This window comes from Variovorax ginsengisoli, assembly GCF_030811835.1.
GTDB classification, from domain to species: domain Bacteria; phylum Pseudomonadota; class Gammaproteobacteria; order Burkholderiales; family Burkholderiaceae_C; genus Variovorax; species Variovorax ginsengisoli_C.
The window spans coordinates 99,597-125,229 of record NZ_JAUSRO010000002.1 but is presented as its reverse complement, the minus strand read 5'-3'; the positions used below and the strand labels follow the sequence as shown (position 1 = coordinate 125,229).

At 68.4% G+C, this 25,633-nt stretch carries 28 protein-coding genes; 14 read left to right on the top strand and 14 right to left on the bottom strand.

The genetic code is table 11. The features are described 5' to 3' along the window. Together J2W36_RS02740 and J2W36_RS02735 are read left to right on the top strand one after the other, a co-directional pair. Positions 1–498: a (2Fe-2S)-binding protein gene (locus tag J2W36_RS02740; protein ID WP_307688135.1), complete on the top strand. Its 498-nt coding sequence runs from the start codon at positions 1–3 to the stop codon at positions 496–498. Next, positions 491–2,779: a xanthine dehydrogenase family protein molybdopterin-binding subunit gene (locus J2W36_RS02735; RefSeq protein WP_307688134.1), complete on the top strand. Its 2,289-nt coding sequence runs from the start codon at positions 491–493 to the stop codon at positions 2,777–2,779. The genes J2W36_RS02740 and J2W36_RS02735 overlap by 8 nt, the downstream gene beginning before the upstream one ends. Before the next feature lie 20 nt (positions 2,780–2,799). Here the strand turns inward: J2W36_RS02735 and J2W36_RS02730 are convergent, their stop codons facing one another. From J2W36_RS02730 to ruvB, 8 genes are all read right to left on the bottom strand, one after another. Next, positions 2,800–3,147 (bottom strand): copper-binding protein, encoded by a 348-nt coding sequence (locus tag J2W36_RS02730; protein ID WP_370869246.1) that lies wholly within the window; start codon positions 3,145–3,147, stop codon positions 2,800–2,802. Then, the gene (locus J2W36_RS02725; RefSeq protein ID WP_307688441.1) at positions 3,144–3,365 is read right to left on the bottom strand and encodes a cupredoxin domain-containing protein; all 222 of its coding nucleotides are present in this window, start codon (positions 3,363–3,365) and stop codon (positions 3,144–3,146) included. Before J2W36_RS02725 ends, J2W36_RS02730 begins: the two co-directional genes overlap by 4 nt. Positions 3,366–3,419: 54 nt before the next feature. Further along, positions 3,420–4,835: a multicopper oxidase family protein gene (locus tag J2W36_RS02720; RefSeq protein WP_307688133.1), complete on the bottom strand. Its 1,416-nt coding sequence runs from the start codon at positions 4,833–4,835 to the stop codon at positions 3,420–3,422. Between the two features lie 29 nt (positions 4,836–4,864). Next, the gene (locus J2W36_RS02715; protein WP_307688132.1) at positions 4,865–6,286 is read right to left on the bottom strand and encodes a TolC family protein; all 1,422 of its coding nucleotides are present in this window, start codon (positions 6,284–6,286) and stop codon (positions 4,865–4,867) included. Then, on the bottom strand, positions 6,283–6,624 hold the full coding sequence (locus J2W36_RS02710; protein WP_307688131.1) for a hypothetical protein: 342 nt from the start codon (positions 6,622–6,624) through the stop codon (positions 6,283–6,285). The genes J2W36_RS02715 and J2W36_RS02710 overlap by 4 nt, the downstream gene beginning before the upstream one ends. A gap of 127 nt (positions 6,625–6,751) precedes the next feature. Next, complete coding sequence (locus J2W36_RS02705) at positions 6,752–7,165, bottom strand: hypothetical protein (RefSeq protein ID WP_307688130.1); 414 nt, start codon at positions 7,163–7,165, stop codon at positions 6,752–6,754. Between the two features lie 99 nt (positions 7,166–7,264). Beyond that, positions 7,265–8,146 (bottom strand): UDP-2,3-diacylglucosamine diphosphatase, encoded by an 882-nt coding sequence (locus J2W36_RS02700; protein ID WP_307688129.1) that lies wholly within the window; start codon positions 8,144–8,146, stop codon positions 7,265–7,267. 95 nt (positions 8,147–8,241) lie between these two features. Further along, on the bottom strand, positions 8,242–9,297 hold the full coding sequence (ruvB, locus tag J2W36_RS02695) for a Holliday junction branch migration DNA helicase RuvB (RefSeq protein WP_307688128.1): 1,056 nt from the start codon (positions 9,295–9,297) through the stop codon (positions 8,242–8,244). 115 nt (positions 9,298–9,412) lie between these two features. Between ruvB and J2W36_RS02690 the strand changes: the two genes are divergently transcribed. Genes J2W36_RS02690 through J2W36_RS02665 form a run of 6 tightly spaced genes read left to right on the top strand, consistent with a single transcriptional unit; the run spans position 9,413 to position 15,248 of the window. After that, on the top strand, positions 9,413–10,030 hold the full coding sequence (locus J2W36_RS02690; protein ID WP_307688127.1) for a CDP-alcohol phosphatidyltransferase family protein: 618 nt from the start codon (positions 9,413–9,415) through the stop codon (positions 10,028–10,030). A gap of 12 nt (positions 10,031–10,042) precedes the next feature. After that, positions 10,043–11,803, top strand: coding sequence for a bifunctional alpha/beta hydrolase/class I SAM-dependent methyltransferase (locus tag J2W36_RS02685; RefSeq protein ID WP_307688126.1), 1,761 nt, complete (start codon positions 10,043–10,045; stop codon positions 11,801–11,803). Between the two features lie 8 nt (positions 11,804–11,811). Next, positions 11,812–13,143, top strand: a complete 1,332-nt coding sequence (locus J2W36_RS02680) for a phosphatase PAP2/dual specificity phosphatase family protein (protein ID WP_307688125.1) — start codon at positions 11,812–11,814, stop codon at positions 13,141–13,143. A gap of 20 nt (positions 13,144–13,163) precedes the next feature. After that, the gene (locus J2W36_RS02675; RefSeq protein ID WP_307688124.1) at positions 13,164–13,607 is read left to right on the top strand and encodes a hypothetical protein; all 444 of its coding nucleotides are present in this window, start codon (positions 13,164–13,166) and stop codon (positions 13,605–13,607) included. Further along, positions 13,604–14,290 carry a lysophospholipid acyltransferase family protein gene (locus J2W36_RS02670; protein ID WP_370869245.1) on the top strand — a complete coding sequence of 229 codons (687 nt, stop codon included), beginning with the start codon at positions 13,604–13,606 and terminating at the stop codon, positions 14,288–14,290. Before J2W36_RS02675 ends, J2W36_RS02670 begins: the two co-directional genes overlap by 4 nt. A 4-nt stretch (positions 14,291–14,294) precedes the next feature. Continuing rightward, positions 14,295–15,248, top strand: a complete 954-nt coding sequence (locus tag J2W36_RS02665) for a phosphatidate cytidylyltransferase (protein WP_307688123.1) — start codon at positions 14,295–14,297, stop codon at positions 15,246–15,248. 27 nt (positions 15,249–15,275) lie between these two features. Here the strand turns inward: J2W36_RS02665 and J2W36_RS02660 are convergent, their stop codons facing one another. Both J2W36_RS02660 and ruvA read right to left on the bottom strand, forming a co-directional pair. Beyond that, entirely contained in the window at positions 15,276–16,235 is a 960-nt protein-coding gene (locus J2W36_RS02660) for a hypothetical protein (protein ID WP_307688122.1), read from the bottom strand. Then, positions 16,232–16,804, bottom strand: coding sequence for a Holliday junction branch migration protein RuvA (gene ruvA / locus J2W36_RS02655; protein ID WP_307688121.1), 573 nt, complete (start codon positions 16,802–16,804; stop codon positions 16,232–16,234). Before ruvA ends, J2W36_RS02660 begins: the two co-directional genes overlap by 4 nt. A gap of 32 nt (positions 16,805–16,836) precedes the next feature. Between ruvA and J2W36_RS02650 the strand changes: the two genes are divergently transcribed. Then, positions 16,837–17,796, top strand: coding sequence for a PhoH family protein (locus J2W36_RS02650; RefSeq protein WP_307688120.1), 960 nt, complete (start codon positions 16,837–16,839; stop codon positions 17,794–17,796). Position 17,797: 1 nt separating this feature from the next. After that, a complete protein-coding gene (gene ybeY, locus J2W36_RS02645; RefSeq protein ID WP_307688119.1) occupies positions 17,798–18,250 on the top strand; it encodes an rRNA maturation RNase YbeY in 453 nt (150 codons plus the stop codon). Between the two features lie 51 nt (positions 18,251–18,301). Here ybeY and J2W36_RS02640 read toward each other — a convergent pair whose 3' ends face one another. Genes J2W36_RS02640 through J2W36_RS02630 form a run of 3 tightly spaced genes read right to left on the bottom strand, consistent with a single transcriptional unit; the run spans position 18,302 to position 20,518 of the window. Next, positions 18,302–19,135: an amidohydrolase family protein gene (locus J2W36_RS02640; RefSeq protein WP_307688118.1), complete on the bottom strand. Its 834-nt coding sequence runs from the start codon at positions 19,133–19,135 to the stop codon at positions 18,302–18,304. Between the two features lie 10 nt (positions 19,136–19,145). Then, positions 19,146–19,586 carry a D-aminoacyl-tRNA deacylase gene (dtd, locus tag J2W36_RS02635; protein ID WP_307688117.1) on the bottom strand — a complete coding sequence of 147 codons (441 nt, stop codon included), beginning with the start codon at positions 19,584–19,586 and terminating at the stop codon, positions 19,146–19,148. Then, entirely contained in the window at positions 19,583–20,518 is a 936-nt protein-coding gene (locus J2W36_RS02630) for a cation diffusion facilitator family transporter (protein WP_307688116.1), read from the bottom strand. Before J2W36_RS02630 ends, dtd begins: the two co-directional genes overlap by 4 nt. A gap of 112 nt (positions 20,519–20,630) precedes the next feature. On the opposite strand from J2W36_RS02630, the gene J2W36_RS02625 reads away from it, so the two are divergent. Both J2W36_RS02625 and J2W36_RS02620 read left to right on the top strand, forming a co-directional pair. Then, a complete protein-coding gene (locus J2W36_RS02625) occupies positions 20,631–21,098 on the top strand; it encodes a FecR family protein (RefSeq protein ID WP_307688115.1) in 468 nt (155 codons plus the stop codon). Continuing rightward, positions 21,095–21,700, top strand: a complete 606-nt coding sequence (locus J2W36_RS02620; protein WP_307688114.1) for an OmpA family protein — start codon at positions 21,095–21,097, stop codon at positions 21,698–21,700. Before J2W36_RS02625 ends, J2W36_RS02620 begins: the two co-directional genes overlap by 4 nt. Before the next feature lie 27 nt (positions 21,701–21,727). Here the strand turns inward: J2W36_RS02620 and tyrS are convergent, their stop codons facing one another. Further along, entirely contained in the window at positions 21,728–22,963 is a 1,236-nt protein-coding gene (gene tyrS / locus J2W36_RS02615; RefSeq protein ID WP_307688113.1) for a tyrosine--tRNA ligase, read from the bottom strand. 157 nt (positions 22,964–23,120) lie between these two features. Between tyrS and J2W36_RS02610 the strand changes: the two genes are divergently transcribed. Continuing rightward, the gene (locus J2W36_RS02610; RefSeq protein ID WP_307688112.1) at positions 23,121–24,470 is read left to right on the top strand and encodes a M23 family metallopeptidase; all 1,350 of its coding nucleotides are present in this window, start codon (positions 23,121–23,123) and stop codon (positions 24,468–24,470) included. A 25-nt stretch (positions 24,471–24,495) separates the two neighbouring features. Continuing rightward, entirely contained in the window at positions 24,496–25,629 is a 1,134-nt protein-coding gene (locus J2W36_RS02605; RefSeq protein ID WP_307688111.1) for an anhydro-N-acetylmuramic acid kinase, read from the top strand. Positions 25,630–25,633 lie beyond the last annotated feature (4 nt).

Below are 25,633 nucleotides of genomic sequence, written 5' to 3'. Positions count from 1 at the left end.
ATGATCAATTTCGAACTCAACGGCAAACCCATGTCGGCCGACGTGGCCGACGACACCCCGCTGCTCTGGGTCATCCGCGAGCACGCCAATCTGACCGGCACCAAGTTCGGCTGCGGCATTGGCATGTGCGGCGCGTGCACGGTACACATCGCCGGGCGCGCCACCCGCTCGTGCATCACGCCGGTCAGCCTGGTCGCGGGTGCATCGATCACCACCATCGAAGGGCTCGCGCCGGCCGCGCAGCCGCATCCGCTGCAGAAGGCCTGGGTCGAATGCCAGGTGCCGCAGTGCGGCTACTGCCAGTCGGGACAGATCATGCAGGCCGCAGCGATGCTCAAGGACATTGCGCAGCCGAGCGACGCAGACATCGACGGCGTCATGCAGGGCAGCCTGTGCCGGTGCATGGCGTATGTCCGCATTCGCAAGGCCATCAAGATCGCCGCCGCCGAAATGGCGGGCACCACGGCACCCCAGCCGGAGGCAGGCAAACATGTTTGATCGCCTGAACCGCGCCGGCGCCGCCGCCACGTCCGTGCTCTCCCGGCGCGGCTTCCTTGTCGCGTCCGCATCGACCGGCCTCGTGCTGGCCTTCGCGCGCAATGCGATGAGCGTCGACAACCCGGCCGAGGCCGCACAGAGTGGCAATTTCGAGCCCAGCATCTGGTACGGCATCGATCCGCAAGGCATCGTCACCGTCAACATCATCCGTGCCGAGATGGGTCAGCACGTGGGCACGGCGCTCGCACGCATCGTCTCCGACGAACTGGAGGCCGACTGGGGCCAGGTGCGCATCAACCATGTGAACAGCGATCCGAAGTGGGGGCTGATGGTCACCGGCGGCAGCTGGTCGGTGTGGCAGAGCTTCGAGCCCCTGAGCCAAGCCGCTGCGGCCGGCCGCCAGGTGCTGCTGGCCGCGGGCGCGAAGATGCTGGGCGCCGACGTGGCCCAGTGCGAGGCGCGCAGCGGCCGCATCCATGCCGGCGCGCGTTCGGCGAGCTACGGCGACATCGTCAAGCAGGGTGGTTTCAGCGCGAGCTTCACGGCCGACGAGCTCAAGAAGATCCCGGTCAAGAAGCCGGTCGACCGCCGCCAGATCGGCCTGCCGACGCAGGCCCTCGACATTCCCGCCAAGACCGATGGCCAGGCCATCTACGGCATCGACGCCAAGGTCGAGGGCATGGTCTACGCTGCACCGAAGATCCCGCCGACGCGCAACGGCTCGAAGGTGATCTCGGTCGACGACAGCAAGGCCAAGGGCGCGCCGGGCTACCAGGGCCATCTGGTGCTGCAGGATCCGAGCAACACCGTACCCGGCTGGGTGCTGGTGCTGGCCGACAGCACCTACAACGCGTTCCGCGCCGCATCGCTGGTCAGCGTGCAGTGGGAATCCGATGACACGGCCAAGGTGTCGGAAGAGGACATCCTGGCCTTCGGCCGCAAGCAGATCGACGCGAGCGAACCGGGCTCGCTGGTGGTCGACGACGCCGGCGCCGAGGACAGGTTCAAGGCCGCCGCGAACGTCGTCGAGGCCACCTACACGACGTCGAGCGTGCTGCACTTCCAGCTCGAGCCGGTGAATGCGCTCGCCTTCGAGAAGGACGGCATCTGGCAGATCCACACGGGCAACCAGTGGCAGTCGCTGATCCTCCCGACGCTCGCCAAGGCGCTGGGCGTGGACGCGAAGAAGATCGTCATGTGGACGTACCTGCTCGGCGGAGGCTTCGGGCGCCGGCTCAACGGCGACTATGCCGTGCCCGCCGCACTTGCGGCCAAGGCGCTGGGCAAGCCGGTCAAGGTCGTGTTCACACGCCCGGACGACGCGCACTTCGACTCGTTCCGCTCGCCTTCGATCCAGAAGGTCCGCATGGCCTTCGACTCCGATAACAAGGTGGTCGCCATGGAGCACGCCGCATCGGCGGGCTGGCCGACCGAGGTCATGGTGCCCGCGTTCATGCCCAAGGGCAAGAACGGCGTGCCCTACGATCCGTTTGCCATCTCCGGCGCGGACCATTGGTACAGCGTGGGTGCGCAACGGGTGCGCGCGCTGTCGAACAGCCTGGCCAACCGGGCCTTCCGTCCGGGCTGGCTGCGTTCGGTGGGGCCGGGCTGGACGAACTGGGCCGTTGAGTCGTTCATCGACGAAGCGGCGCACGCGCGCCAGATCGACCCGGTCGCCTTCCGTCTGAAGCTGCTCGACGGCGCAGGCCGCAACGCGGGCAGCACGCCGTCGACACTGGGTGGCGCGCTGCGACAGGCCGCGGTGGTCAAGCGTGCGGCCGAGAAAGCCGGCTGGGGCAGCAAGCTGCCCGCCGACACCGGCCTGGGCATCGCGACCACCTTCGGCCAGGAACGCGACATGCCGACCTGGGTCGCCTGCGTGGCACGTGTGCATGTCGACCGCACAACGGGCTTCGTCAAGCTGGAGAAGCTCACGGTCGTGGTCGACGCGGGCACGCTGGTGCACCCCGACGGCGCGCTCGCTCAGACCGAAGGCGGCGCGCTGTGGGGCGCCAGCATGGCGCTGCACGAAGGCACCCGCTTCGTCAACGGCGCGGTGGCCGACAGCAACCTCAACACCTACACGCCGCTGCGCATGGGTGACGTGCCGGAGATGGACATCGAATTCATCCAGAGCACGCAGATGCCAGTCGGCCTCGGCGAGCCGGCCACGACCGTGGTCGGCCCGGCCATCGGCAATGCGATCTTCAACGCCGTGGGCGCCCGCGTGCGCGACCTGCCGATCCGACCGGCACACGTGCTCCAGGCACTCAAGCGCTGAGCCTCTGCCACGCGACCGGGTCAGCGCGCCGCTTCGATGCGGGTCACAGTGAACTTGCCGTCGGCCTTCTCGGCTTGGAAGCGGACGCGGTCGCCGGGCTGCAGCGTGTCGAGAACGGCCTCGTCCTGGACCGTGAAGATCATGGTCATGCCGGGCATGTCGAGGTTCTTCAGCGGGCCGTGCTTGATCGTGAGCTTCCTGTTTTCCTTGTCGACCTTGCGGATCTCGCCTTCGGAGAGGTCCGCCGCGTCGGTCTGCGCCAGAGCGGCATGGCTGACGGCGAGCGTCGCCAGCACAGCCAGAACGGCCCTGCGGCCCCGCACCGACATGCGCACTCCCCGTGCGCCGGTTGGACGGGCCGTGCTCATTTCGAAGCCTTTGCCACGCTGACGACGCCCTTCATGCCCGCGTCGTAGTGACCGGGCTGCAGGCAGGCGAAGTCGACCTTGCCGGCAGCGAGCGTGACCATGTTCGGGTCCTCGGTCGCATCGGCATGGTCGTGGCCGCCTGCGTGCTGGCTGGAGGCGAAGGTACTGGCGCAGGCCAGAACGGCGGCGATGAACAGAGTGGAATGAAGCGTTTTCATGGGTTTCCTCGAGCTTGGGGGTGATTGAAAAAAGTCAGAGCGCACGGGGTGGCGTCAATGTCCGGTGTGCGTGCCGGGCTTGCGGACTTGCACTTCGATGTTCCTGGTCGGCGTGTGCTGCGCGGGCATGGCCGCCGAGCCCGCGTCGCGCGTGCGCGCCGGTGCCGCCAGCGCGCCATCGAATTCGCGGGCGACCGTGCCCGGCGGGTGCTTGAACCAACCGGGGTTCGCGTAATCGCCCGGCTTCTGGTCGCGGCGTACCTTGAGCACGCTGAACATGCCGCCCATCTCGACCGACCCGAACGGCCCCCGGCCGCCCATCATCGGCGCGGTGTTGTCGGGAATGGGCATCTGCATCTCGGCCATGTCGGCCATGCCGCGTTCGCCCATGACCATGTAGTCGGGCACCAGGTTCGTGATCTTGCGGGCCAGGTCCTTGTGGTCCACGCCGATGAGCGTCGGGACGTCGTGGCCCATCGCATTCATCGTGTGGTGGCTCTTGTGGCAATGCACGGCCCAGTCGCCCTCCTCGTCGGCCACGAACTCGAGCTGGCGCATCTGGCCCACCGCCACGTCGGTCGTGACCTCGGGCCAGCGCGCGCCGCGCGGCACCGGCCCGCCGTCGGTGCCGGTCACCTCGAACTCGTGGCCGTGCAGGTGGATCGGGTGGTTGGTCATGGTCAGGTTGCCCACGCGGATGCGCACCCTGTCATGCAGCCGCACGTTGAGCGAATCGATGCCCGGGAAGATGCGGCTGTTCCACGACCACAGGTTGAAGTCGAGCATGGTCATCGTCTTGGGCGTGGCGCTGCCGGGCTCGATGTCGTAGGCGTTGAGCAGGAACACGAAGTCGCGGTCCACCTCGGCGATCAGCGGATGGCGCGCCTTCGGGTGCGTGACCCAGAAGCCCATCATCCCCATGGCCATCTGCGTCATCTCGTCGGCATGGGGGTGGTACATGAAGGTGCCCGGGCGCCGGGCGACGAATTCGTAGACAAAGGTCTTGCCTGGCGCGATGCCCGGCTGCGTGAGGCCGGTGACGCCGTCCATGCCGTTGGGCAGGCGCTGGCCGTGCCAGTGCACGCTGGTGTGCTCGGGCAACCGGTTGGTCACGAAGATGCGCACGCGGTCGCCCTCCACCACCTCGATGGTCGGGCCAGGCGACTGGCCGTTGTAGCCCCACAGGTGAGCCTTGAAGCCCGGCGCCATCTCGCGCACGACCGGCTCGGCAACCAGGTGGAATTCCTTGACGCCCTGGTTCATGCGCCAGGGCAGCGTCCAGCCATTGAGCGTGACGACGGGGTTGTAGGGACGACCGGTGGCGGGCGCGAGCGGCGCCATCGTGTCGGGCGAGGTCTGCAGCACGGGTTCGGGCAGCGCGGCCAAGGCCACCTTGCTGACCGAGGCCGCGGCCAGCGCGCCGGTGAGGGCGCCTGCGCCGCCGAGGAAGTTTCTTCTGTGGGTGTTCATGTCGATGACCGTGATGGGGGGGATGGCGCTCAGTGCGCAGCAGATGGGGTGGGTGCGGCAGACGCGATGGCCCCCACGCCGACAGGACGGCCGATGACGGTGGCGGCCAGCGCGGCATCGGCCAGCCAGAACTGCTGCTGTGCATCGATGGCGCGGCGCACGCTCGCGATCTGGTCACGCGCCTCGGCCAGCAGCTCGAACACGCCGATGAGCATGCCGTTGTAGCGGAGCACGTTCTCGTCGGCCATGGCTTGGCGCAGCGGCGCGATCTCGTCACGGTAGTGGCGAGCGATGTCGTACGCCGTGCGGTAGGCCGAATAGCTCTCGCGCAGCTGCGATGACGCGTCGCGCACGGCAGCGTCGTAGCGGTGCGCAGCGGCCAGCGCCTGTGCGTTCATGGCGTCGCGCTGCGCATCGCCCCAGTCGAACAGGGGCAGCCGGATGGCAAGTTCGAACCCACGGCGCGTGCTGCGCGTGCCTTCGGCGTTGTCGAACACCGTGTCGCGACGCCCGCCGACTTCCACGTCGGTGAAGGAGCCCAGCAGGTTCAGGCCCTGCGCGCGGCCGGCCAGTTCGAGCTGCGTGCGGGCGAGTTGCACATCCAGGCGCTCGGCACCTGCGGCTGCGGCTACGTCCTGCGCTTGCCGCGGCGTCTTGGGCAACTCGGCCAGGCGCTCAGGCAGGCGCAGCTGCGCGGCCTGCACGTCGTCGAGCCCAAGGCTGCGCACCAGCGCTTCGCGCGTGGCCGTCGCCGCATGGCGCGCCACGGCGAGTTCGGTGGTCGCGTCGGCATAGAAGACCTGCTGGCGCGCGCGCTGCAGCCGGCTGAAGTTCCCCACGCGCTGCATGCGCAGCGCCAGCTCGGCGCTGGCCTCGGCCGATTGCTGCACCTGCTCGGCATACGACAGCGACTGCTGTGCGGCCACGGCACGCACCCAGTCCTGCCGCACGCGCGTGACCTGGTCGACCACGGCGCCGGTCAGCTGCAACCGGGCCTGCTGTGCCTGGCGCTGCCCGAGGGCCGCGCGTTGCGGCAACAGCAGCACATCCAGCAAGCCGAAGGAGAGCAGGCGCCCCAGTTCCAGTTCGCTGCCCAGACGCAGGCGCTCGAAGGCCAACACCGGGTTGGGCAGGCGCGCGGCCTGCCCCGCCGCGGCAACGTCGGCCGCACCCTGCGCCATCAGTGCCTGGACGGCCGGGCTGTTGGCCAGCGCCAGCTGCACGGCAGCGTCCTGGGTCAGTGGCTGGGCCAGCAGGTCGCGGCTGAGCGCGGCGGAGCGATCGCGGTCGGCCGGGGTGCGGTCCAGCGCCAGCGTGCCACCGGTAAAGGCCGCGGCACGCAAGTGGGTCTCCTGGAGCGCCTCGTCGATCCCGGCAGAGGCACAACCTGCCAGCGACACTGCGGCGGCCAGGGCTGCAGCGCAGGCGGCAAGGCGCGGCGGGTGCTTCATGGCCGCCCCTTCGCGTCATCCGTCGCTTGTGGCGTGTTCGGCATGTGCGGCGTGCTCGGATTCAGCACCGCATGCCCGGCATGGCCGTGCGCCTCGTTGCGATCCTCGGCCGCCCCCGACGTTTCGGCCTCCGTCGCATAGGCCTTCCAGCCACCACGGCGGTGAACGATCTCGTTGGCCTCTTTCCAGGGAACCGGCTTCTCGTCGGCAAAGCTGCGGTAGCCGGCCATGGCCGAACGGTAGGTCGACAGCGGCGGTGCGGCCTGCGCGAACGCGCCGAATGCCGAGCTTGCCAACGGAAGGGTCAACAGCCAACGGGCTGTCGTGATGTGGGACATGGGATCCTCGCGAAGTCATGAACGGGGTGCGTCGGCCGACGCGCCCGTGTTCAGGGCGCAAGGCAGACGTGCGATGCATGGGCGTGCGCCGACACCCGTGACTTTTCACGGGCGTGCGAACGCATCGTCAGACGCGAGGAGGCTTGTCGAGAAGACGTGGCGCGACGCTGGCCACGGGGTGGAAAGGCTCCACCAGATCGGCGGGCGGCAGCACGTGGGGCACGAACTGCAGCAGCGCCGAAGTCAACCCAAGCGCGTGGCAAGCCCCGCAGTTGCCGCACTTGTGCGCGGCGCCGCCATCGGCATGGGCGTGATGGCCATCAGAAACATCGGCCGCGGTTTCGGCGTGCTGCGCATGGGTACCGGTGTGGCCGGCGTGTGTGGCATGCGCGCCATGGTCCGGCGCCGCAGCATGGCCGTGGTTGCCGTGATCGGCCTGCGCCACAGGCTGCAGTGTCGTCCCGGCGGCGGCTGGAGTGCCCGTGGGCGCGCAGAAAGCCATGGTCGCCGCCGCATAGCCCTGCAAGGGGACAGCGAGCATGACGGCCCACAACATGACCAGACGCAGCCAGGACAACATGCGCAGGAGTTTACCCAATGCGCGCCACGTCGCCACCGCCAGCCGCGCTGGCGCGTGCCTTCATGCCGCGACGGTGTCCCGGTTCGCGGCCTTTTCCTTCTTCGAGCGCACCATCCGCGGCATGTGCTCGGACCAGTGCAGGATCTCCAGCGTGCCGTCCGCACGCTCGGCCAGCGCCGTCAGGCTCTCGACCCAGTCGCCGTCGTTGCAGTAGAGCATGCCGTCGATGTCGCGCATCTCCGCATGATGGATATGGCCGCACACCACGCCCTGCACGCCACGCTTGCGGGCCTCGCGCGCCACAGCGGTCTCGAAGTCGCCGACGTAGCTCACCGCGCGCTTGACCTTGAGCTTGAGGTACTTGGAGAGCGACCAGTAGGGCAACCCCATGCGCGCGCGCAGCGAGTTCAGGTGCCGGTTCAGGCGCAGCGTGAATTCGTAGAGCGAATCGCCCACGTGCGCCAGCCATTTGGCACACTGGATCACGCCATCGAACAGGTCGCCATGCATGATCCAGAGCTTGCGACCGTCGGCGGTCTCGTGGATCCAGTCGTCCGCCACGTCGATGCCGCCGAAGTTGTGGTTCAGGTACTTGCGGGCGAACTCGTCGTGGTTGCCGGGGATGAAGATCACGCGCGTGCCCTTGCGGGCCTTGCGCAGCAGCTTCTGCACCACGTCGTTGTGCGCCTGCGGCCAGTACCAATGGCGCTTGAGCTGCCAGCCGTCGATGATGTCGCCGACCAGGAACAGCGTCTCGGACTCGGTGTGCTTGAGGAAGTCGAGCAGCGCGCGCGCCTGGCAACCGGGCGTGCCCAGATGCAGGTCGGAGATCCACAACGTGCGAAAGCGCTGCGGCGCACGCGTGGGTTCATCGTCCGCGTCGGTAGACGAAGGACCGGAGGTGTCGCGCCATGCGCGAAGAAAGGCGTCGTCGCGTTGCATGAGGCCGAAGCTTGCGCCGCGTGCGTGACGCTGGCGCGGCGGTGGCATGACGCAACAATGACAGCGCCAGTGACAGCGCCTGGCTCCGGTTCGGCTCAGGCCCCGAACAGATCGCCGTCGCGCGTCGGCGGCGCCACACCCAGGTGGCGGTACGCCGCCAGCGTGGCGATGCGACCGCGCGGCGTGCGCTGCAGGTAGCCCTGCTGGATCAGGTAGGGCTCGATCACGTCCTCGATCGTGCCCGACTCCTCGCCGATGCTCGCAGCAATGTTGTCCAGCCCGACCGGCCCACCGTCAAAGCGATGGATCACGGCTTCGAGCAGCTTGCGGTCCATCAAGTCGAAGCCCTGCGGGTCGACGTCCAGCATGGCGAGCGCCCGGTGCGCGATGTCCTCGGTGATGCGGCCGTCGCCCTTGACCTCGGCGTAATCGCGCACCCGGCGCAGCAGGCGGTTGGCAATGCGCGGCGTGCCGCGCGAGCGGCGCGCGATCTCGAAGCCGCCGGCCGCGTCCATCGGCACGTTCAGGAGCCCGGCGCTGCGCGTGACGATGCGCGCCAGTTCTTCGGCCGTGTAGAACTCCAGCCGCGAGACGATGCCGAAGCGGTCGCGCAGCGGGTTGGTCAGCATGCCCGCGCGGGTGGTCGCCCCGACCAGCGTGAACGGCTGCAGGTCGAGCTTGATGCTGCGCGCAGCCGGGCCTTCGCCGATCATGATGTCGATCTGGTAGTCCTCCAGCGCGGGGTAGAGGATTTCCTCGACCACGGGCGACAGGCGGTGGATCTCGTCGATGAAGAGCACGTCGTTGCGCTCGAGGTTGGTCAAAAGCGCCGCAAGATCCTTGGGCTTTTCCAGCACCGGCCCGGAGGTCTGGCGCAGGTTCACGCCCAGCTCGGCCGCGATGATGTGACTGAGCGTGGTCTTGCCCAGTCCGGGCGGGCCGAACAGCAGCACATGGTCGAGCGCCTCGCCGCGCTTGCGGGCCGCGCCGATGAAGATCTCCAGTTGCTCGCGCACCTTGGCCTGGCCGACATACTCCTGCAGCAGCTTGGGGCGCAGCGCGCGCTCGATCGCTTCCTCGTTGGGCGAGGCGGGCGCGGCAGACACCATGCGCGGGAGGGGCGGTGCAAAATCGTCGGTCTGGATGGTCATGTGCAATAAGGCAACGTTGGCAGAGTTTAGTTCGCGATGACGGCGCTGCGGACGACAGGATCGCGCAGGGCGGCGAGTGAGAATCGCCGCTCTTACAAGAACAGAGGGGATAAGTTTGTCGATCTACGAGCTGAAGCCGCGCTTTCAGGCCCTGCTGAGACCGCTGGTGCTGCGCCTGCATCGGGCTGGGGTCACCGCCAACCAGGTCACGATCGCCGCCTGCGGGCTCTCCGTGGCGCTGGGCCTCTGGCTCTTCTTCGCAGCCCCGCCGCTCGGCGCGTTCGCGCTGGTCCCGCTGTGGATGTTCCTGCGCATGGCGTTCAACGCCATCGACGGCATGCTGGCGCGCGAACATCACCAGCAAAGCGCACTGGGCGCCTTCCTCAACGAGCTGACGGACGTCGTCTCCGACGCGGCGCTCTACCTCCCCTTCGCGCTGGTGCTGCCCTTCAGCCCCTTCTGGGTCGGCACGGTGATCGTGCTGGCAGGGCTGAGCGAATTCACCGGCGCCCTTGGCCCGACCGTTGGCGCGTCACGCCGTTACGACGGCCCGCTCGGCAAGAGCGACCGTGCCTTCGTCTTTGGCGCCCTCGGACTCTACGTGGCCCTCGGCGGGCCGTTGCCCGCATGGACCGCATGGCTGATGCCATTGCTGGCCCTGCTGGTCGCCTGGACCATCGTGAACCGGGTCCGCCGCGCGCTGGCCGAGATCAGCGGCCCACCCATCATCTGAGACAGGGATTTCATGACAGAACCACGCGTACCGCAAGAACACCATTTCGAGACCCACGACCACGTTTCCCTTTTCTACCGCCACTGGCCCGCGACGACCCCCCACCGACGGGGCGCGGTCGTGCTCTTTCACCGCGGCCATGAGCACGGCGCGCGCATGGCGCACCTGGTCGACGAGCTCGACCTGCCCGACTTCGACTTCTTCGCCTGGGACGCTCGCGGCCACGGCCTGTCGCCCGGCCCGCGCGGCCACAGCCCGAGCTTCGCGACCTCGGTGCGCGACGTGCAGACCTTCATCGACCACATCGGCAGCGTGCACGGCGTGCCCGAGCAGGACATCCACGTCATCGCCCAGAGCGTGGGCGCGGTGCTGATCGCCACCTGGGCGCACGACTACGCCCCCAAGGTGCGCGGCCTCACGCTGGCTTCGCCGGCCTTCAAGGTCAAGCTCTACGTGCCCTTTGCGCGCGCCGGCCTGGGGCTGATGCACAAGCTGCGCGGGCTGTTCTTCGTCAACAGCTACGTCAAACCCAAGTTCCTCACGCACGACCCCGAGCGCATCGCCAGCTACGAGCGCGATCCGCTGATCTCGCGGCCCATTGCGGTCAACATCCTGCTCGACCTGTACGCCGCCGCCGACCGGGTGGTGGCCGACGCCAACGCCATCACGCTGCCGGTGCAGTTGCTCATCTCTGGCGCCGACTGGGTGGTGCACCACAAGCCGCAGCACCGGTTCTTCGAGCGGCTGGGCAGCGCCGTCAAGACGAAGGTCGAGTTGCCGGGCTTCTTTCACGACACGCTCGGCGAACGCGACCGCGCAGCCGCCGTGCAGGGCGTGCGCGCTTTCGTGCTGGAGCGCTTCGACACCGCGCCGCAACCGGTCGACCTGCGCGAGGCGCACCTGCGCGGCGACACCGCCGAGGAGTCGCGCAGGCTGGCCGCGCCACTGCCGGCGCTGTCGCCACGCGGCATCTACTGGGCACTCACGCGCGCCAGCCTGCGGCTGGGCGGCCGCCTGTCGGAGGGCGTCAAGCTCGGTCACGCCACCGGCTTCGATTCGGGCAGCACGCTCGACTATGTCTACCGCAACCAACCGGCTGGCCGCGGCAGCCTAGGGCGGTCGATCGACCGCACCTACCTCGAATCGATCGGCTGGCGCGGCATCCGCCAGCGCAAGATCCACGTGGAGGAGTTCCTGCGCGATGCCATGGAACGCCTGGTGCGCAAGCACCGCGAAGTGCGGCTGATGGACATCGCTGCCGGCCATGGCCGTTACGTGCTCGACGCGGTGGTCACAAGCCCGGTGCGCGCCAGTTCGGTGCTGCTGCGCGACTACAGCGAGATCAACGTGCGCGACGGCCGGGCGCTGATCGCGGAGAAGGGCCTCGAAGACGTCGCCCAGTTCGTGCAGGCCGACGCCTTCGACCGAATGAGCGTCGGCAGCGTCGTGCCACGCCCCACGCTGGCCGTGGTGTCGGGCCTCTACGAGCTGTTCCCCGACAACGAAATGGTCAGCCGCTCGCTCGCGGGTGTGGGCGATGCAGTGGAAGATGGCGGCTACCTCGTCTACACCAACCAACCCTGGCACCCGCAGCTGGAGATGATTGCGCGCGCGCTCACCAGCCACCGCCAGGGGGAAGCGTGGGTGATGCGCCGCCGCACGCAGGCCGAGATGGACCAGTTGGTCGAGGCCGCGGGCTTTCGCAAGATCGCCCAGCGCGTCGATGAGTGGGGGATCTTCACCGTGTCGCTGGCGATCCGCACCGGTCACTAGACGCTGCGATGCAGGCGCCCGCCCGACACCGACCGTGGCAGCGTGCCGCCGCCTGGCTGCTGCTGCTCGGCCCGCTGTTCTACGCCACCTACGGATTCGCGACCTGGTGGGCGGCATCGCGCCCCCAGGTGCCGACGCTGGCCTTCGGGTGGGAGCGGCAGATCCCCTTCTGGCCCTGGACGATCTTTCCGTACTGGACCATCAATGCCTTCTATGCGCTGTCGCTCTTTCTCGCACGCGACCGCCACACGCTCGACCGCCATGCCTGGCGACTGCTGACCGCCACCGTCATTGCCGTCACTTGTTTCCTGATCTGGCCGCTGCGTTTCAGCTTTGGGCAACCGGTGGTCGAAGGCGCGCCCGCGTTCCTGTTCGACGCGCTGCGCGGCTTCGACAAACCGTTCAACCAGGCGCCGTCGCTGCACATCGCGCTGGCCGTGATCCTGTGGGACTTCTACCGGCGCCTGCTCGCCGCACGCTGGGCGCGGGCGGTGCTGCATGTGTGGGCGTTTGCCATCTGCGCGTCGGTGCTCACCACCTGGCAGCACCACTTCATCGACATCCCGACGGGCGCGCTGCTGGGGCTGTTGTGCGTGTGGCTCTGGCCGCTCGAGCGCGTGGTCTCGCTGCCGCGCGGCTGGCGGTTCACGGCCGAGCCGTCGCGCTGGAAGCTCGCGCTCGCCTATGCGAGCGGCGCAGCGCTGTGCCTGGCCGTGGCGCTCAGGTGGGGCGGCCTGGCGCTGTGGCTGGGCTGGCCGGCGGCCTCGCTGGGACTGGTGGCACTGAATTACCTCGGCTTCGGCGCGCGGGGCTTCCAGATGGACGTGCACGGCCGCATGCGCTGGGCGGCACGCTGGCTCTATGCGCCTTATCGGGCTGCGGCCACACTCAATGCATGGGCCTGGACCCGGCGCCTGCCGGCATCGGTCAGCGTGGCGCCGGGCCTGCGGCTGGGCCGGCTACCCACGCAGGCCGAATGGCTGGCGGCCGGCCAGCCCCGGCTGGTGAGCCTGTGTGCCGAACTGCAGCCGCCGCGCGCGGCCGATGCGCGTTGCGTGCCGATGCTCGATCTGGTTGTGCCGTCGCGGGCTCGGCTGCAGCGCGCGATCGAGTTGGTGGACGGCCAGCGGCGCGCCCATCCGGCCCGCGAAGTGTGGGTCTGCTGCGCACTCGGCTTCTCGCGCAGCGCCGCGGTCACCGTCGGCTGGCTGCATCTGCATGGCGGCCCCGCCAGCCTGGCGGCCGCCGAGGCGCAGGTGCGCAGTGCACGGCCGCAGATCGTGTTGCGCCCCGCCTGGCGCAACTTGCTGACCCGCATTGCCCGACCGCATTCGGCCTGACACGCTGCCACGGAAACCCCATGACCGACAACGACCGCGCCTTCTGCACCGCCACCGCCAGCCTGCTGCGCGCCTCGGGCACCATCGCCGCCTGGGGCCTCGCCCTCAGCGGCATTTCGATGACGGTGCTCGCCCTCACCGGTCGCTCGCTGTCGCTGACGTCCTGCATGGGCTTTGGCGCCGTGGTCATCGTCGGCGTGCTCGAGCGCTATCTTGCGTTGCGGATCCGGCTGGACATCGGCCTGTTCGATGCGCTGGCGCAAGGCACCCTGCCCTCGCTGGCCTCACTGGACGGCGCGCTGCACCGGCTTGGCGTGCTGGAGGTGAGCCAAGCACCCGCGACACCACGCGCGCTCGACGCCCGTGTGGTCGGCGCACGCCACCTGATGCGCCGCCACGGCATCGCCGTGGTCTGCCAGAGCGCCTTGTTCCTGCTGGCGCTGCTCACCCAGGATCTCCAATGAAATCCAACGCCCTGATGCATCCGGACCTGCGCAAAGTCGCCGCGGTGGCGGTCGCCTGGCTCATCGTCACCGCCGCGCGCCTGCTCACCGGCGTGCGAGCACTCTGGGCAGGCACCGGCCCGAAGGCCGATCAGACGCTCTATTTCGCCAACCACACCAGCCATGGCGACTTCGTGCTCCTGTGGGCCACGTTGCCGCCCGACCTGCGCGCGCGCACTTGCCCGGTGGCCGGCCAGGACTACTGGGAAGCCTCGCGGTTGCGGCATTTCATCGGCCAGGACGTGTTCAATGCGCTGATGATCCGGCGCGACGGCGCCGCGAGCCCGCAGGCCCCCGCCAGCAATCCTGTCGATCAGATGACCGAAGCACTGAACGCGGGCGACTCGCTCATCATGTTCCCCGAAGGCACGCGCAACACGGGCGAAGAGGTGCTGCTGCCGCTCAAGAGCGGGCTCTACCATCTGGCACGCGCCTGCCCGCAGGTGCGCTTGGTGCCCGTCTGGATCGAGAACCTCCAGCGCGTGCTGCCCAAGGGCAAGCTGGTACCGATCCCGCTGGCCTGCACCGTGCGCTACGGTGCGCCGCTGGTGCTATCCGACGGCGAGGACAAGACCAGCTTCATGACCCGCGCCCGCGCTGCGATGCTCGACCTGCGGCCCGACTACGACAAGGCCGAGGACTGAGCCCATGAACACCGCATCGTCCACCCACACCACCTTCATGCTCTTCGGCGGCGTTGCCGCCGTGCTGGTCCTCGCGTCGGCCATCGGCTGGCTGCTGAAGTGGCGCGTGGCGCACGGGCAGCCGCACACCGTCATCGACAACCTCAATGCGCGCGTGAACGCCTGGTGGGTGATGGTGGCGGTCATCGGCCTGGCCTTCGCCTTCGGCAAGGGCGGCGTGATCGTGCTCTTCTACCTGATCTCGTTCTATGCGCTGCGCGAATTCATGAGCCTGGCCTACACGCGCCGGGGCGACCATGCCGCCATCGCGGTGGCCTTCTTCATCGGGTTGCCGGTGCAGTATTTCCTGATCTGGATCGACTGGTACGGGCTGTACGCGATCTTCATTCCGGTCTACGCCTTCCTGGTTCTGCCGATCCTGTCGGTGGTCGGAGGCGACACACGCCGCTTTCTGGAGCGCACCTCCAAGATCCAGTGGGGCCTGATGATCTGCGTGTTCTGCATCAGCCACGTGCCTGCGCTGCTCACGCTGCAGATCCCCGGTTTCGAAGGACGCAACCTGCTGCTGATCGCCTTCCTGGTGATCGTGGTGCAGGGCAGCGACGTGCTGCAGTACGTCTGGGGCAAGCTGCTGGGCAAGCGCAAGGTCGCACCGGAGCTCTCGCCCTCCAAGACCTGGGAAGGCCTGATCGGCGGCGTCGCCAGCGCCACCCTGCTGGGTGCAGCGCTCTACTGGGCCACGCCCTTCACCCCCTGGCAGGCTGGCCTGCTTGCCTTCACCGTCTGCATGATGGGCTTCTTCGGCGGCCTGGTGATGTCGGCCATCAAACGCGACCGCGGTGTCAAGGACTGGGGCACGATGATCGAAGGCCACGGCGGCATGCTCGACAGGCTCGACTCGGTGATCTTCGCCGCGCCGGTCTACTTTCATGTGCTGCGCTATTGGTGGGTGCTCTGACGGCCGGCGCGGCAATGCACTCTGGATTCAGTCGTCGGACAGGAATCCGGAGCGCCCCAGTACCAGCCCGGTGACCATGCCGACGCTGGCAAACCCGATGGCAATCCACAGCCCCAGGAACGTATAGACGTTGTGGCGCCCCGGGTCCTGCGCCAATGCCTGGACCAGCGCCTCGTCATGCAGGCCGCCCAGCCCGCGCGCTGCGGCGAAATCGTAGGCTGCGGAGCCGAGGTGGCTCAACACCACCAGCAGCGGCACGATCAGCGCAAAGGGCAGCCAGGCGCCCTTGACCTTGCGCCACGACAGAAAGTAAGCCAGCGCGAGCAGGGCACCCCCCGCGCCCATCAACCCCAGCCCGAAGTGATCGTTGGCCAGCGGCAGCAGCCACGGCCAAACCCATTGCAGCGGATAGAGCGGCCACTCCGCGCGCGGCGCGAGTCCGCTGGCCCACGACACCGGCTGCATGCCCAGAGCCAGCAACGCGCGCCCCGCCAGCGCCGACGCGAGTGCGATCGCTGCGACCAGCAGACTGCAGGCACGCAAGCGCTGGTAGAACGAGAACGCCACGGGCGCCGCCGCTGGCGGCAAGGTGGTCTTCACTTCGACCCGGCGCAGCGGCCGACCGGGCGCCCGCCAGAGGGTGTGCGTGGTGGTCACGGTGCGCGGGCCGGGCGGCGGCGGGCGGCGATCGCCCCCGGCCAGCCAGTCAACGAGCGCCAGCGCGATCGCCAGCGTGGCGATCACCACCAGCCATGCACAAGCGCCAGGCATGTCGATGAAGCCCACAGGCGTCAGCAGCGGCAAGCACCCGTACACCGCGCCGGCGCCCGCATAGGCCAGCAGGAGGGGCACCATGGCAATGGCCGCGATCCGCAGCAGCCAGGCGTTGCCCTCGGGCGAATCAGCGGTCGGGTCGACATGGTCGCGCCAGGTGCCCAGGCGCCGCGCCAGCGCCTGAAGAGGACGCGGCGGCGGCACCGGGGTCATTTCGCGAGAGCCTTCAGCGCCAGCTTGATGCCCTCGCTCACGCCCACGTCCTTGGGCAGCGCCTTGAGCGCCAGTGCAGCCTCCTTGTCGCTGTAGCCCAGCGCGACCAGGGCCTGCAGGATGTCGCCCTGTGCGTCACTGGCGGCATGGGCCGGCAACGCGATGTCGGCGCCCAGCTTGCCCTTGAGTTCGAGCAGCAGGCGCTCGGCGGTCTTCTTGCCGATGCCGGGAATCTTCACCAGCCGGCCCGCGTCCTGCAGCGTCACGATCTGCGCGAGCTCGCTCACGCTCAGCCCCGAGAGCACGCCGAGCGCCATGCGCGGGCCCACGCCCGAGATCTTGATGAGCTGGCGGAAGGCCGCACGCTCCTCGTGGGTGCCGAAACCGTAGAGAATCTGGGCATCCTCGCGCACCACGAAGTGCGTGAGCAGCGACACACGCTCGCCGGTATGCGGCAGGTTGTAGAAGGTGCTCATCGGCACGTCGACCTCATAGCCGACGCCGTTGCAGTCCACGACCACCTGCGGTGGGTTGCGTTCGGCGAGCGTTCCGGTCAATTTGCCTATCATGGGTGTCCCTTCTCAAGAGCCGGAATTATCCTTTGATCGTTCGCCACACCTTCACGCCCCTCAACAACGCGCGCCTGGGCCACCTGTGCGGGCCGATGGACGCCCACCTGCGCCGCATCGAGGACACGCTGGGCGTGAGCATCGCGCACCGCCACGAGCAGTTCAAGGTCGACGGGCCCAAGGCCATCGCCCACCAGGCGATCGAGGTGCTGCAGGCGCTCTACGAGCTGGCCGAGCGGCCGATCGACCCGGCCGTGGTGCAACTCACGCTGGCCAGCGATTCGGGCATGACCGACGACGGCGAGGCCGGCCCGATGCTGGTCACGCGCCGCGCCGAACTGCGCGCGCGCACGCCCACCCAATCGGCCTACCTTCAGAACATCGCAAGCCACGACATCACTTTCGGCATCGGCCCGGCGGGCACCGGCAAGACCTACCTCGCGGTGGCCTGTGCGGTCGACGCGCTCGAGCGTGCGGCCGTGCAGCGCATCGTGCTCACGCGGCCGGCGGTGGAAGCCGGCGAGCGCCTGGGCTTCCTGCCGGGGGACCTCACGCAGAAAGTCGACCCCTACCTGCGCCCGCTCTACGACGCGCTCTACGACCTGATGGGCTATGAAAAAGTGCAGAAGGCCTTCGAGCGCAATGCGCTGGAGATCGCGCCGCTGGCCTTCATGCGCGGTCGCACGCTCAACAACGCCTTCGTGATCCTCGACGAGGCGCAGAACACCACGCCCGAGCAGATGAAGATGTTCCTCACGCGCATCGGCTTCGGTGCCAAGGCGGTGGTGACGGGCGACGTGAGCCAGATCGACCTGCCCAAGACCCAGCTCAGCGGTCTGATCGACGCCGAGCGTGTGCTGCGCCGGGTCAAGGGCATCGCGATCACCCAATTCACCAGCGTCGACGTGGTGCGCCATCCGTTGGTGGCACGCATCGTCGATGCCTACGACGGCCGCCGCAAGCGCGCGGACGCCCGATCGGACGCGCTCTGACATGGCCCTGCCCGACCTGACCCTGTCGCTCCAGTTCGGCCGCTTCGCGGGCGTGGACGCGCACCGCAGCGCACTGCCCCGGCACAGCGTCGCGCGCTGGATCCGCCATGCGCTGGACCTCGACGGCGAGATCACCGTGCGCATCGTCGACGCGGAGGAAGGCCAGCAGCTCAACCGCGAATTCCGCGGCAAGGACTACGCGACCAACGTGCTGACCTTCGACTACACGCAGAGCCCGATCGTGATGGCCGACCTGGTGCTGTGCGCCCCCGTGGTCGCGCGCGAGGCCGAAGAACAAGGCAAGACGCTCGCCGCGCACTATGCACATCTGCTGGTGCACGGTGCGCTGCATGCGCAAGGCTGGGACCACGAAACCGGCGAGGAAGACGCCGAGGAAATGGAAGCGCGCGAAATCGAGATCCTGGCGCGCATGGGCATCGCCAACCCGTACTGACGGCGCCAGCGGCCAGCGAGCCCCAGCCGCCAGCCGCCAGCCGCCAGCGGCTCAGCGCGACCAGCCGAACCACCGTCCAGGCGTGTCCCACAGCAGCTTTCGCCGGTCCTCGGCGGCCGGGAACAGCCGCTCGATCAGCTTGAGTTGCGCGCCGTAGTCAATGCGCTGCGTGGCGCGCAGGTAGGGCCAGTCGGAACCCCAGACGCAAGCGTCGAGCGTGAACGCCTCCACCAACGCCCGCACGTACGGCCAGACGTCGGCATGCGGATGCGGCTCGTGCGAGAACTTGGCAAAGCCCGACAGCTTGACGGCCGCCCGCCCGCTGCGGCCCAGCGCAAGCAGGGCCTCGAAGCCCGGCTGATGGAGGCCTGCAAGCGGTTCGGGCTTGCCGCAGTGGTCGATCAGCACGGGCAGGCTGGGCGCGGCGTCCAGCAACGGCAGCAGATCGGGCAACTGGTCGCGCTCGACCTGCACCTGCAGCAACATGCCCAGCTGCTGCAGCCGGTCGAGCAACGGACCGCTGTCGAGGTAGTGCGCCACGCCCAGGAACGACGGATTGAAAGCGACGCCGACGATGCCCTGGGCCTGCAGGTCTGACAGCACCTGGAGGCTCGCGTCGTGGTCCACCACGGCCACGCCCTTGAGCCGGCCGGCCCCTTGTGCGATGGCATCGAGCAGGCAGCGGTTGTCGTTGCCGTAGCCCGAATTCGGCCCGACCACCAGCGCCTGCTGCACGCCATAGGCATCGAGCACCTGCAGGAAGAGCGCGGCAGAACCCGTTTCCTGGCCGGCCGGACGGTAGTGCGTGTCGTCGCGGTATGCGAAGCGTGCCGGGTCGAAGACATGGTTGTGGCAATCGACCTTGGGCTCGTCGTAGATGGACATGGCTGCGTCCTCAATTCATCTGCATCGGGATCGTCACCGGGCCGTCGTTGACCAGGTGCACCTGCATGTCGGCCGCGAACACGCCGGTGGCAACCACCGGATGCGTGCGGCGCGCCTGCGCCACGAAGTGGTCGTACAGCCGGCGTCCGTCGTCGGGTGCGGCCGCCTGGGTGAAGCTCGGCCGGTTGCCACCGCTCACGTCGGCCGCCAGCGTGAACTGGCTCACCACCAGCAGCCCACCCCCCACGTCCTGCACGCTGCGGTTCATCTTGCCGGCGTCGTCGGCGAAGATGCGCAGCTTCAGCAGCTTGGCCAGCAGGCGGTCGGCCACGGCATCCGTATCGCCACGCTCTGCGCACAGCAGCACCAGGAGACCTTCGCCGATGGCGCCGACCGTCTGGCCGTCGATGTCGACGCGCGCCTCGCACACGCGCTGGATCACCGCCTTCACGGCCGGGCCCGCACCGCGGATTGCACGGCGCGCGCTTCCAGGTTAAGAGGCAGCAGCTGGATGGTCACGCGCAGGCCGTCGACCTCGTCCATGAGCGCCTGTTCGAGTTCATCGCGCAGGGCGGCGGCATGCTGGAGTGTCCACTCGCCCGGCACGTGCATGTGCAGATCGGCAAAGCGGCGCTGGCCGGCGCGGCGGGTAACCAGGTCGTCAAAGCGCAGCATCGCGCCGTCGCCCGGCCGTGCGGCGAAACGGGCGAGCGTCGCCTGGAGCACCGCCAGCGCCTCGGGCTCGAGCGCCTCGTCCATCAGGCCCTGGGAGGAGCGCCACACCAGGGCCGCACCTTCGCGCAGGATGTTGAGGGCCACGCCGATGGCCAGCAGCGGATCAAGCCAGAGCCAGCCGGTGAAATGCACGGCGATGATGCCGATCACCACGCCGGCGGAGGTCCATACATCGGTGACCAGGTGGCGCGCATCCGCTTCGAGGGCGATCGAACGGTGCGCGCGTGCCGCGCGAAACAGCACCAGCGCAAGCGCCGCGTTGAAGCCCGAGCTCACGATCGACAACGCCAGCCCCCAGCCGAGTTGCTCGAGCGGCTGCGGCGACATCAGCCGCAGCACCGCCACCCAGACGATGGCCAACGCGGCGCCGATGATCAGGATGCCCTCGAAGCCCGAGGAAAAATACTCGGCCTTGTGATGCCCATACGGATGGTCGTCGTCCGCGGGGCGCGCCGCGATCGTGACCATGGCGAAGGCAAACATCGCGCTGGCCAGGTTGACGAAAGACTCCATGGCGTCCGAGATCAGACCCATGGAGTGCGTCACGGCGCCGGCCCAGCCCTTGAGGACGATGGTCAGCAGAGCCACCGCGATCGAGAGCCGCAGCAACGCGCGCGGATTCCAGGAAGCAAGAGAAAAATAGGACATGGCGAAGGTCTTTGCGGGCCGCAGCGCAAATTGAACGCCCTGCGGCAGCGGATTATCGCGATACGTGACCAAGTAAGATCGCTGCGCCTGACTTTCAGCGAGGATCGCCATCTTGAGAAATAAAACGTGCGTCGCACTGTGTGTGCTGGCACTCGCCGGCGGCCGCGCCTGGGCGCAGAACGCCGCCACACCGGCGCCTCACGCGGGCATCGTGAAGGCGGTGCGCGGCGACGTGCAACTGCTCGACGGCGTCGGCGCATCGCGCCCCGCGCGTCCGGGCGACGCGCTGGCCCCCATCGACCGCATCGTGACCGGCCCGGACGCCGGGGCCAGCGTGGTGATGCGCGACGGCACCACGCTCATGGTCGGCCCGTCTTCGCGGCTCGACGTGAAGGAGTACCACTTCGACGCCACCACGCAGGAAGGCGGCCTGCTCCTCGCCCTGATACAGGGCTCCCTGCGACTGATCACCGGCCTGATCGGCAAGACCCATCCCGAGGCGATCCGCGTCGAAACGCAGACGGCCACGATCGGCATTCGCGGCACCGATTTCATCGTTCAGGCGGATCCCCAGCCATGACCCACCCTCGCCTCCTCGGCCTGCTGGCGTTGGCTGCGCTGCTTGCCGCCTGTGCCGCACCGCCCGCCACCCGCGTGGTCCTGCTACCACAGGCCGATGGTCGCCCGTCGGCCGTGGTCGTGAGCGCCAAGGGTGGCAGCGAAACGCTCGACACGCCCTACCAGCGCGCTACTGCCTCCTCGCGCGCCACCGGTGCGCCGGTGGTGGACCGGGCCGATCCGGCCCAGGTGCGCGCCGACAACGCGGCACTATTCGATCTGGCACCGCCACCCGCGCAGCGCTACACGGTGTTCTTCGAGACAGGCGGTACGGTGCTCACGATCGCCTCGATCCAGACCATGACCGACGTGGTGTCGGCCGCGCTCGCCCGCAGCGGCGGCGAGATCCTGGTGACAGGCCACACCGACACGACCGGTATGGCCGCTCAAAACGACGCGCTGTCGCTCCTGCGTGCCCAGCAGGTGCGTCAGCTGTTCATTGCACGCGGCTTCCCGGCAAATCGGATCGAGGCCGTGGGACGGGGCGAACGTGAACTGGCCGTGCCGACGGCCGACAACGTCGACGAACCTCGCAACCGGCGCGTGACCATCGAAGTGCGCTGACGCCGAGGCCCCCCGGAACCGAGGTGCTCAGGCGCCGAGCGTCACGCGCGCGAACTTGCGCTTGCCGACCTGCACCACATAGGAGCCGTCGGAGAGTTTCAACCCCTTGTCGCTGATCACCGTCGAGTCGACCCGCACACCGCCACCGTCGATCAATCGATTGCCTTCGGACGTCGATGCGGCCAATCCCGCCTGCTTGAGCACCTGCGCAATGCCCAGCGGCGCGCCGGACAGCATGACCTCGGGAATCTCGTCGGGCACGCCGCCCTTGCTGCGGTTGACGAAATCCTGCTCGGCCGCATCTGCGGCCGCCGCACTGTGAAAGCGGGTGGTGATCTCCCTGGCCAGCGCCACCTTGGCCTCCTTGGGGTTGCCGCCCGCTTCGATCGCGGCCTTGAGCGCGGCGATCTCTTCAATCGAGCGGAAGCTCAGCAGCGTGTACCAACGCCACATCAGCGTGTCTGAAATCGACAGCACCTTGGCGAACATGGCATTCGGCTCCTCGGCCACGGCGATGTAGTTGCCCTTGCTCTTGGACATCTTCTGCACGCCGTCGAGGCCCTCGAGCAGCGGCATCGTCAGGATGCACTGCGGTTCCTGGCCGTATTCCTGCTGCAGGTGGCGACCCATCAGCAGGTTGAACTTCTGGTCGGTGCCGCCGAGTTCCAGGTCGCTCTTGAGCGCGACGGAATCGTAGCCCTGCATCAGCGGGTAGAGGAATTCGTGCACCGCGATCGACTGGCCGCCCTTGAAGCGCTTGGTGAAATCGTCGCGCTCCATCATCCGCGCCACCGTGTACCTGGATGCCAGCTGGATCAGACCCCGGGCGCCCAGCGGGTCACTCCATTCGGAGTTGTAGCGGATTTCGGTCTTGGCCGGGTCCAACACCAGGCTGGCCTGCCGATAGTAGGTTTGGGCGTTGGCCTCGATCTGCTCACGCGTGAGCGGCGGACGGGTCGAATCGCGCCCCGACGGGTCACCGATGGTGGTCGTGAAGTCGCCGATCAGGAAAATCACCGTGTGGCCGAGATCCTGCAACTGGCGCATCTTGTTGAGCACCACCGTATGGCCGATGTGGATATCGGGCGCGGTCGGGTCCAGCCCCAGCTTGATGCGCAGGGGCGTGCCGGTGGCTTCCGAGCGCTGCAGCTTGCGCACCCATTCGTCGTGCGGCAGCAGCTCGTCGGTCCCCCGTAACGAGATTTCGAGGGCGCGTCCTACACTGTCGGAAAGGGTTTGCTGTGTAAAGAGATCGGCATTCATTGGGCTTTTTGCCTTGTTTTTGGGTCGCCGAAGCTATACTCAGCCCGACATTTCAAGCGCCGGATTCTAAGCGGCGCGCCTTCCGCACTGTCCTGCCACCTCGTTGCTCGAGGTCCTACAGCACAGATCTGCCGAACCGAATTTGGACCTTCAGACGTTGATCAACGCCATTCTTGCCGCTGAGGAGTTGCTAGCCTCCCGCGTGGCCCATACCTTCCGGACGTACCCCAAGCACATCGCAGGCGCCATTGGCGCGATGCTCCTGTTCGCAGGCGGCGGTGCGTTTGCAGTCGCCTCCCTGGGGCCCGACGCCTCCAATCTGCCGGTGCAACAGGTGCTCGAAGCCGTCAAGCCGATGGCTTTCGAAGATCAGGCCGAGGCACTCGACGCCCACGCCATCACCCTGTTCCGCACGGAAACCACCCGCTCCAGCGACACGGTCGAGGCGCTGCTCAAGCGCCTGGGCATCGCCGATCCGGCCGCAGCAGAGTTCATCAGGGGCAATGCGGAAGCACGCACGGCCCTGCTGAGCCGCGCCGGCCGTACGGTCACGGCCGAAGCCGACCGCGACAACACCATGCAGCGCCTGAGCGCCCGCTGGATTCCTGCGGCCGATGGCAGCTTCAAGCGCCTGGTCGTCAGCCGTGCCGGCACGGGCTTCACCGTGCGCACGGAAAACGACGCGCTCTCGACGTCGAGCCGGCTGGCCAGCGGCGTGGTGCGCAGCACCCTGTTCGCCGCCACCGACGATGCACGCATCCCCGACGCCGTCGCCAGCCAGCTGGCCGATATTTTCGCGGGCGACGTGGACTTCCGCACGCTGCGCAAGGGCGATCGCTTTGCCGTGGTCTACGAAACCTTCGACGCCGACGGCCAGTCGCTGCGTACCGGCCGTGTGTTGTCGGCCGAATTCGAGAACGACGGCAAGATCTTTCAGGCCCTGTGGTTCCAGGAGCCCGGCAAGAAAGGCGCCTACTATCGCCCGAACGGCGACAGCCTGGTGCGCGCGTTCCTGAGCTCCCCCGTGGAGTTCTCGCGCATCTCCAGCGGTTTTGCGATGCGCATGCATCCGATCATGAACACCTGGCGCAAGCACAACGGCGTCGACTTTGCCGCGCCGACCGGCACTGCCGTGCGGGCCGTGGGTGATGGCGTGGTGGAGTTCGCGGGCCAGCAGAACGGCTACGGCAACATCATCATCCTCAAGCACCGCAACAACCAGGAAACCGTCTACGCGCACCTGAGCCGCATCGACGTCAAGCCCGGCCAGAGCGTCAGCCAGAGCCAGTTCATCGGCGCGGTCGGCGCCACCGGCTGGGCCACCGGTCCGCACCTGCACTTCGAATTCCGCGTGAACGGCGCCTACACCGATCCGACGAACATCGCCAAGCAGGACGGTGGCTCGCCGCTCAGCGCCTCCGCACGCCCGGCCTTCGACCGCCTGGCCCGCAGCACCCGCACCGAACTTGCCGCGGCCTTCTCGGTCGTCCAAGCCAGCGCCGACTGAGCGGCGCCCGGCCCGCGCCCGCCTGATGGCTGCCGAACGCTACATCGGCCTGATGTCGGGCACCTCGCTCGACGGCGTCGACGGCGTGCTGGCCGACTTTTCCGACGGCTGCATCGCGGTCACGCATCACGCCACGGCGCCCTTCCCCCCCGACCTGCGTGCCGAACTGCTCGCGCTGAACACACCGGGCGACAACGAACTTCACCGTGCCGCGCTGGCGGCCAACGGCCTGGCTGGCGTCTATGCCGACGTCGTGCAGCAATTGCTGGCGGCGGCTGGGCTCGCACCGGCGGATGTCCAGGCCGTTGGCGCACACGGCCAGACCGTGCGCCACCGCCCGGGCGAATTCGACACCACGGGCTACACCCTGCAGCTCAACCATCCCGCCCTGTTGGCCGAACGCATCGGCATCGATGTGGTGGCCGACTTCCGCAGCCGGGACGTCGCAGCAGGCGGCCAGGGTGCGCCGCTGGTGCCGGCTTTTCATCGAGCGCTGTTCGGCCAAACCGATGCGGCGGTCGCCGTGCTCAATGTGGGCGGCATTTCGAACCTGAGCCTGCTCCCACCGACGGGCGATACCGGCGAGCACGACGTCGGCCCGGTGCGCGGCTTCGACTGCGGTCCTGGCAATGCCCTGATGGACCACTGGTGCCAACTGCACACGGGCCAGCCCTACGACACGGCCGGCCGCTGGGCCGCGAGCGGCACGGTGCAACCCGCGCTCCTGGCGCGCCTCATGGACGAGCCCTTCCTGGCCAAGACGCCCCCCAAAAGCACCGGCCGCGACCTGTTCAATCCGTCCTGGCTCGCGGCCCGGCTGGGTGACACGGCCCTGGCGCCAATCGACGTGCAGGCCACCCTCACCGAACTCACGGCACGCGCCTGTGCGGCCGACGTGCTGCGCCATGCGCCGCAAAGCCGCGCGTTGATCGTCTGCGGCGGCGGGGCCTTCAACACGCATCTGATGGCGCGCCTGAGCGCACTGTTGCCCGGCATCGAGGTGCTGTCGTCCGCCGACCGCGGCCTGCCGCCACAGCAGGTGGAAGCTGCCGCCTTCGCCTGGCTGGCGCGCGCCGCGGTGCAACGCGCCCCCGGCAACCTGGCCAGCGTGACCGGCGCACGCGGTGCACGCGTGCTCGGCGCGATTTACCCCGCCTGATCGA

Coding starts and splice junctions, on each gene's coding strand:
- J2W36_RS02700 (WP_307688129.1), bottom strand. CDS start 8,146: ATGCAACGCGACGACGCCTTTCTTCGCGCATGGCGCGACACCTCCGGT.
- J2W36_RS02705 (WP_307688130.1), bottom strand. CDS start 7,165: ATGCTCGCTGTCCCCTTGCAGGGCTATGCGGCGGCGACCATGGCTTTC.
- J2W36_RS02620 (WP_307688114.1), top strand. CDS start 21,095: ATGACCCACCCTCGCCTCCTCGGCCTGCTGGCGTTGGCTGCGCTGCTT.
- J2W36_RS02685 (WP_307688126.1), top strand. CDS start 10,043: ATGACAGAACCACGCGTACCGCAAGAACACCATTTCGAGACCCACGAC.
- J2W36_RS02740 (WP_307688135.1), top strand. CDS start 1: ATGATCAATTTCGAACTCAACGGCAAACCCATGTCGGCCGACGTGGCC.
- J2W36_RS02725 (WP_307688441.1), bottom strand. CDS start 3,365: ATGAAAACGCTTCATTCCACTCTGTTCATCGCCGCCGTTCTGGCCTGC.
- ruvB (WP_307688128.1), bottom strand. CDS start 9,297: ATGACCATCCAGACCGACGATTTTGCACCGCCCCTCCCGCGCATGGTG.
- J2W36_RS02640 (WP_307688118.1), bottom strand. CDS start 19,135: ATGTCCATCTACGACGAGCCCAAGGTCGATTGCCACAACCATGTCTTC.
- J2W36_RS02660 (WP_307688122.1), bottom strand. CDS start 16,235: ATGACCCCGGTGCCGCCGCCGCGTCCTCTTCAGGCGCTGGCGCGGCGC.
- J2W36_RS02680 (WP_307688125.1), top strand. CDS start 11,812: ATGCAGGCGCCCGCCCGACACCGACCGTGGCAGCGTGCCGCCGCCTGG.
- J2W36_RS02730 (WP_370869246.1), bottom strand. CDS start 3,147: ATGAGCACGGCCCGTCCAACCGGCGCACGGGGAGTGCGCATGTCGGTG.
- ybeY (WP_307688119.1), top strand. CDS start 17,798: ATGGCCCTGCCCGACCTGACCCTGTCGCTCCAGTTCGGCCGCTTCGCG.
- J2W36_RS02670 (WP_370869245.1), top strand. CDS start 13,604: ATGAAATCCAACGCCCTGATGCATCCGGACCTGCGCAAAGTCGCCGCG.
- J2W36_RS02605 (WP_307688111.1), top strand. CDS start 24,496: ATGGCTGCCGAACGCTACATCGGCCTGATGTCGGGCACCTCGCTCGAC.
- J2W36_RS02665 (WP_307688123.1), top strand. CDS start 14,295: ATGAACACCGCATCGTCCACCCACACCACCTTCATGCTCTTCGGCGGC.
- ruvA (WP_307688121.1), bottom strand. CDS start 16,804: ATGATAGGCAAATTGACCGGAACGCTCGCCGAACGCAACCCACCGCAG.
- J2W36_RS02715 (WP_307688132.1), bottom strand. CDS start 6,286: ATGAAGCACCCGCCGCGCCTTGCCGCCTGCGCTGCAGCCCTGGCCGCC.
- J2W36_RS02720 (WP_307688133.1), bottom strand. CDS start 4,835: ATGAACACCCACAGAAGAAACTTCCTCGGCGGCGCAGGCGCCCTCACC.
- J2W36_RS02630 (WP_307688116.1), bottom strand. CDS start 20,518: ATGTCCTATTTTTCTCTTGCTTCCTGGAATCCGCGCGCGTTGCTGCGG.
- J2W36_RS02710 (WP_307688131.1), bottom strand. CDS start 6,624: ATGTCCCACATCACGACAGCCCGTTGGCTGTTGACCCTTCCGTTGGCA.
- J2W36_RS02735 (WP_307688134.1), top strand. CDS start 491: ATGTTTGATCGCCTGAACCGCGCCGGCGCCGCCGCCACGTCCGTGCTC.
- J2W36_RS02675 (WP_307688124.1), top strand. CDS start 13,164: ATGACCGACAACGACCGCGCCTTCTGCACCGCCACCGCCAGCCTGCTG.
- tyrS (WP_307688113.1), bottom strand. CDS start 22,963: ATGAATGCCGATCTCTTTACACAGCAAACCCTTTCCGACAGTGTAGGA.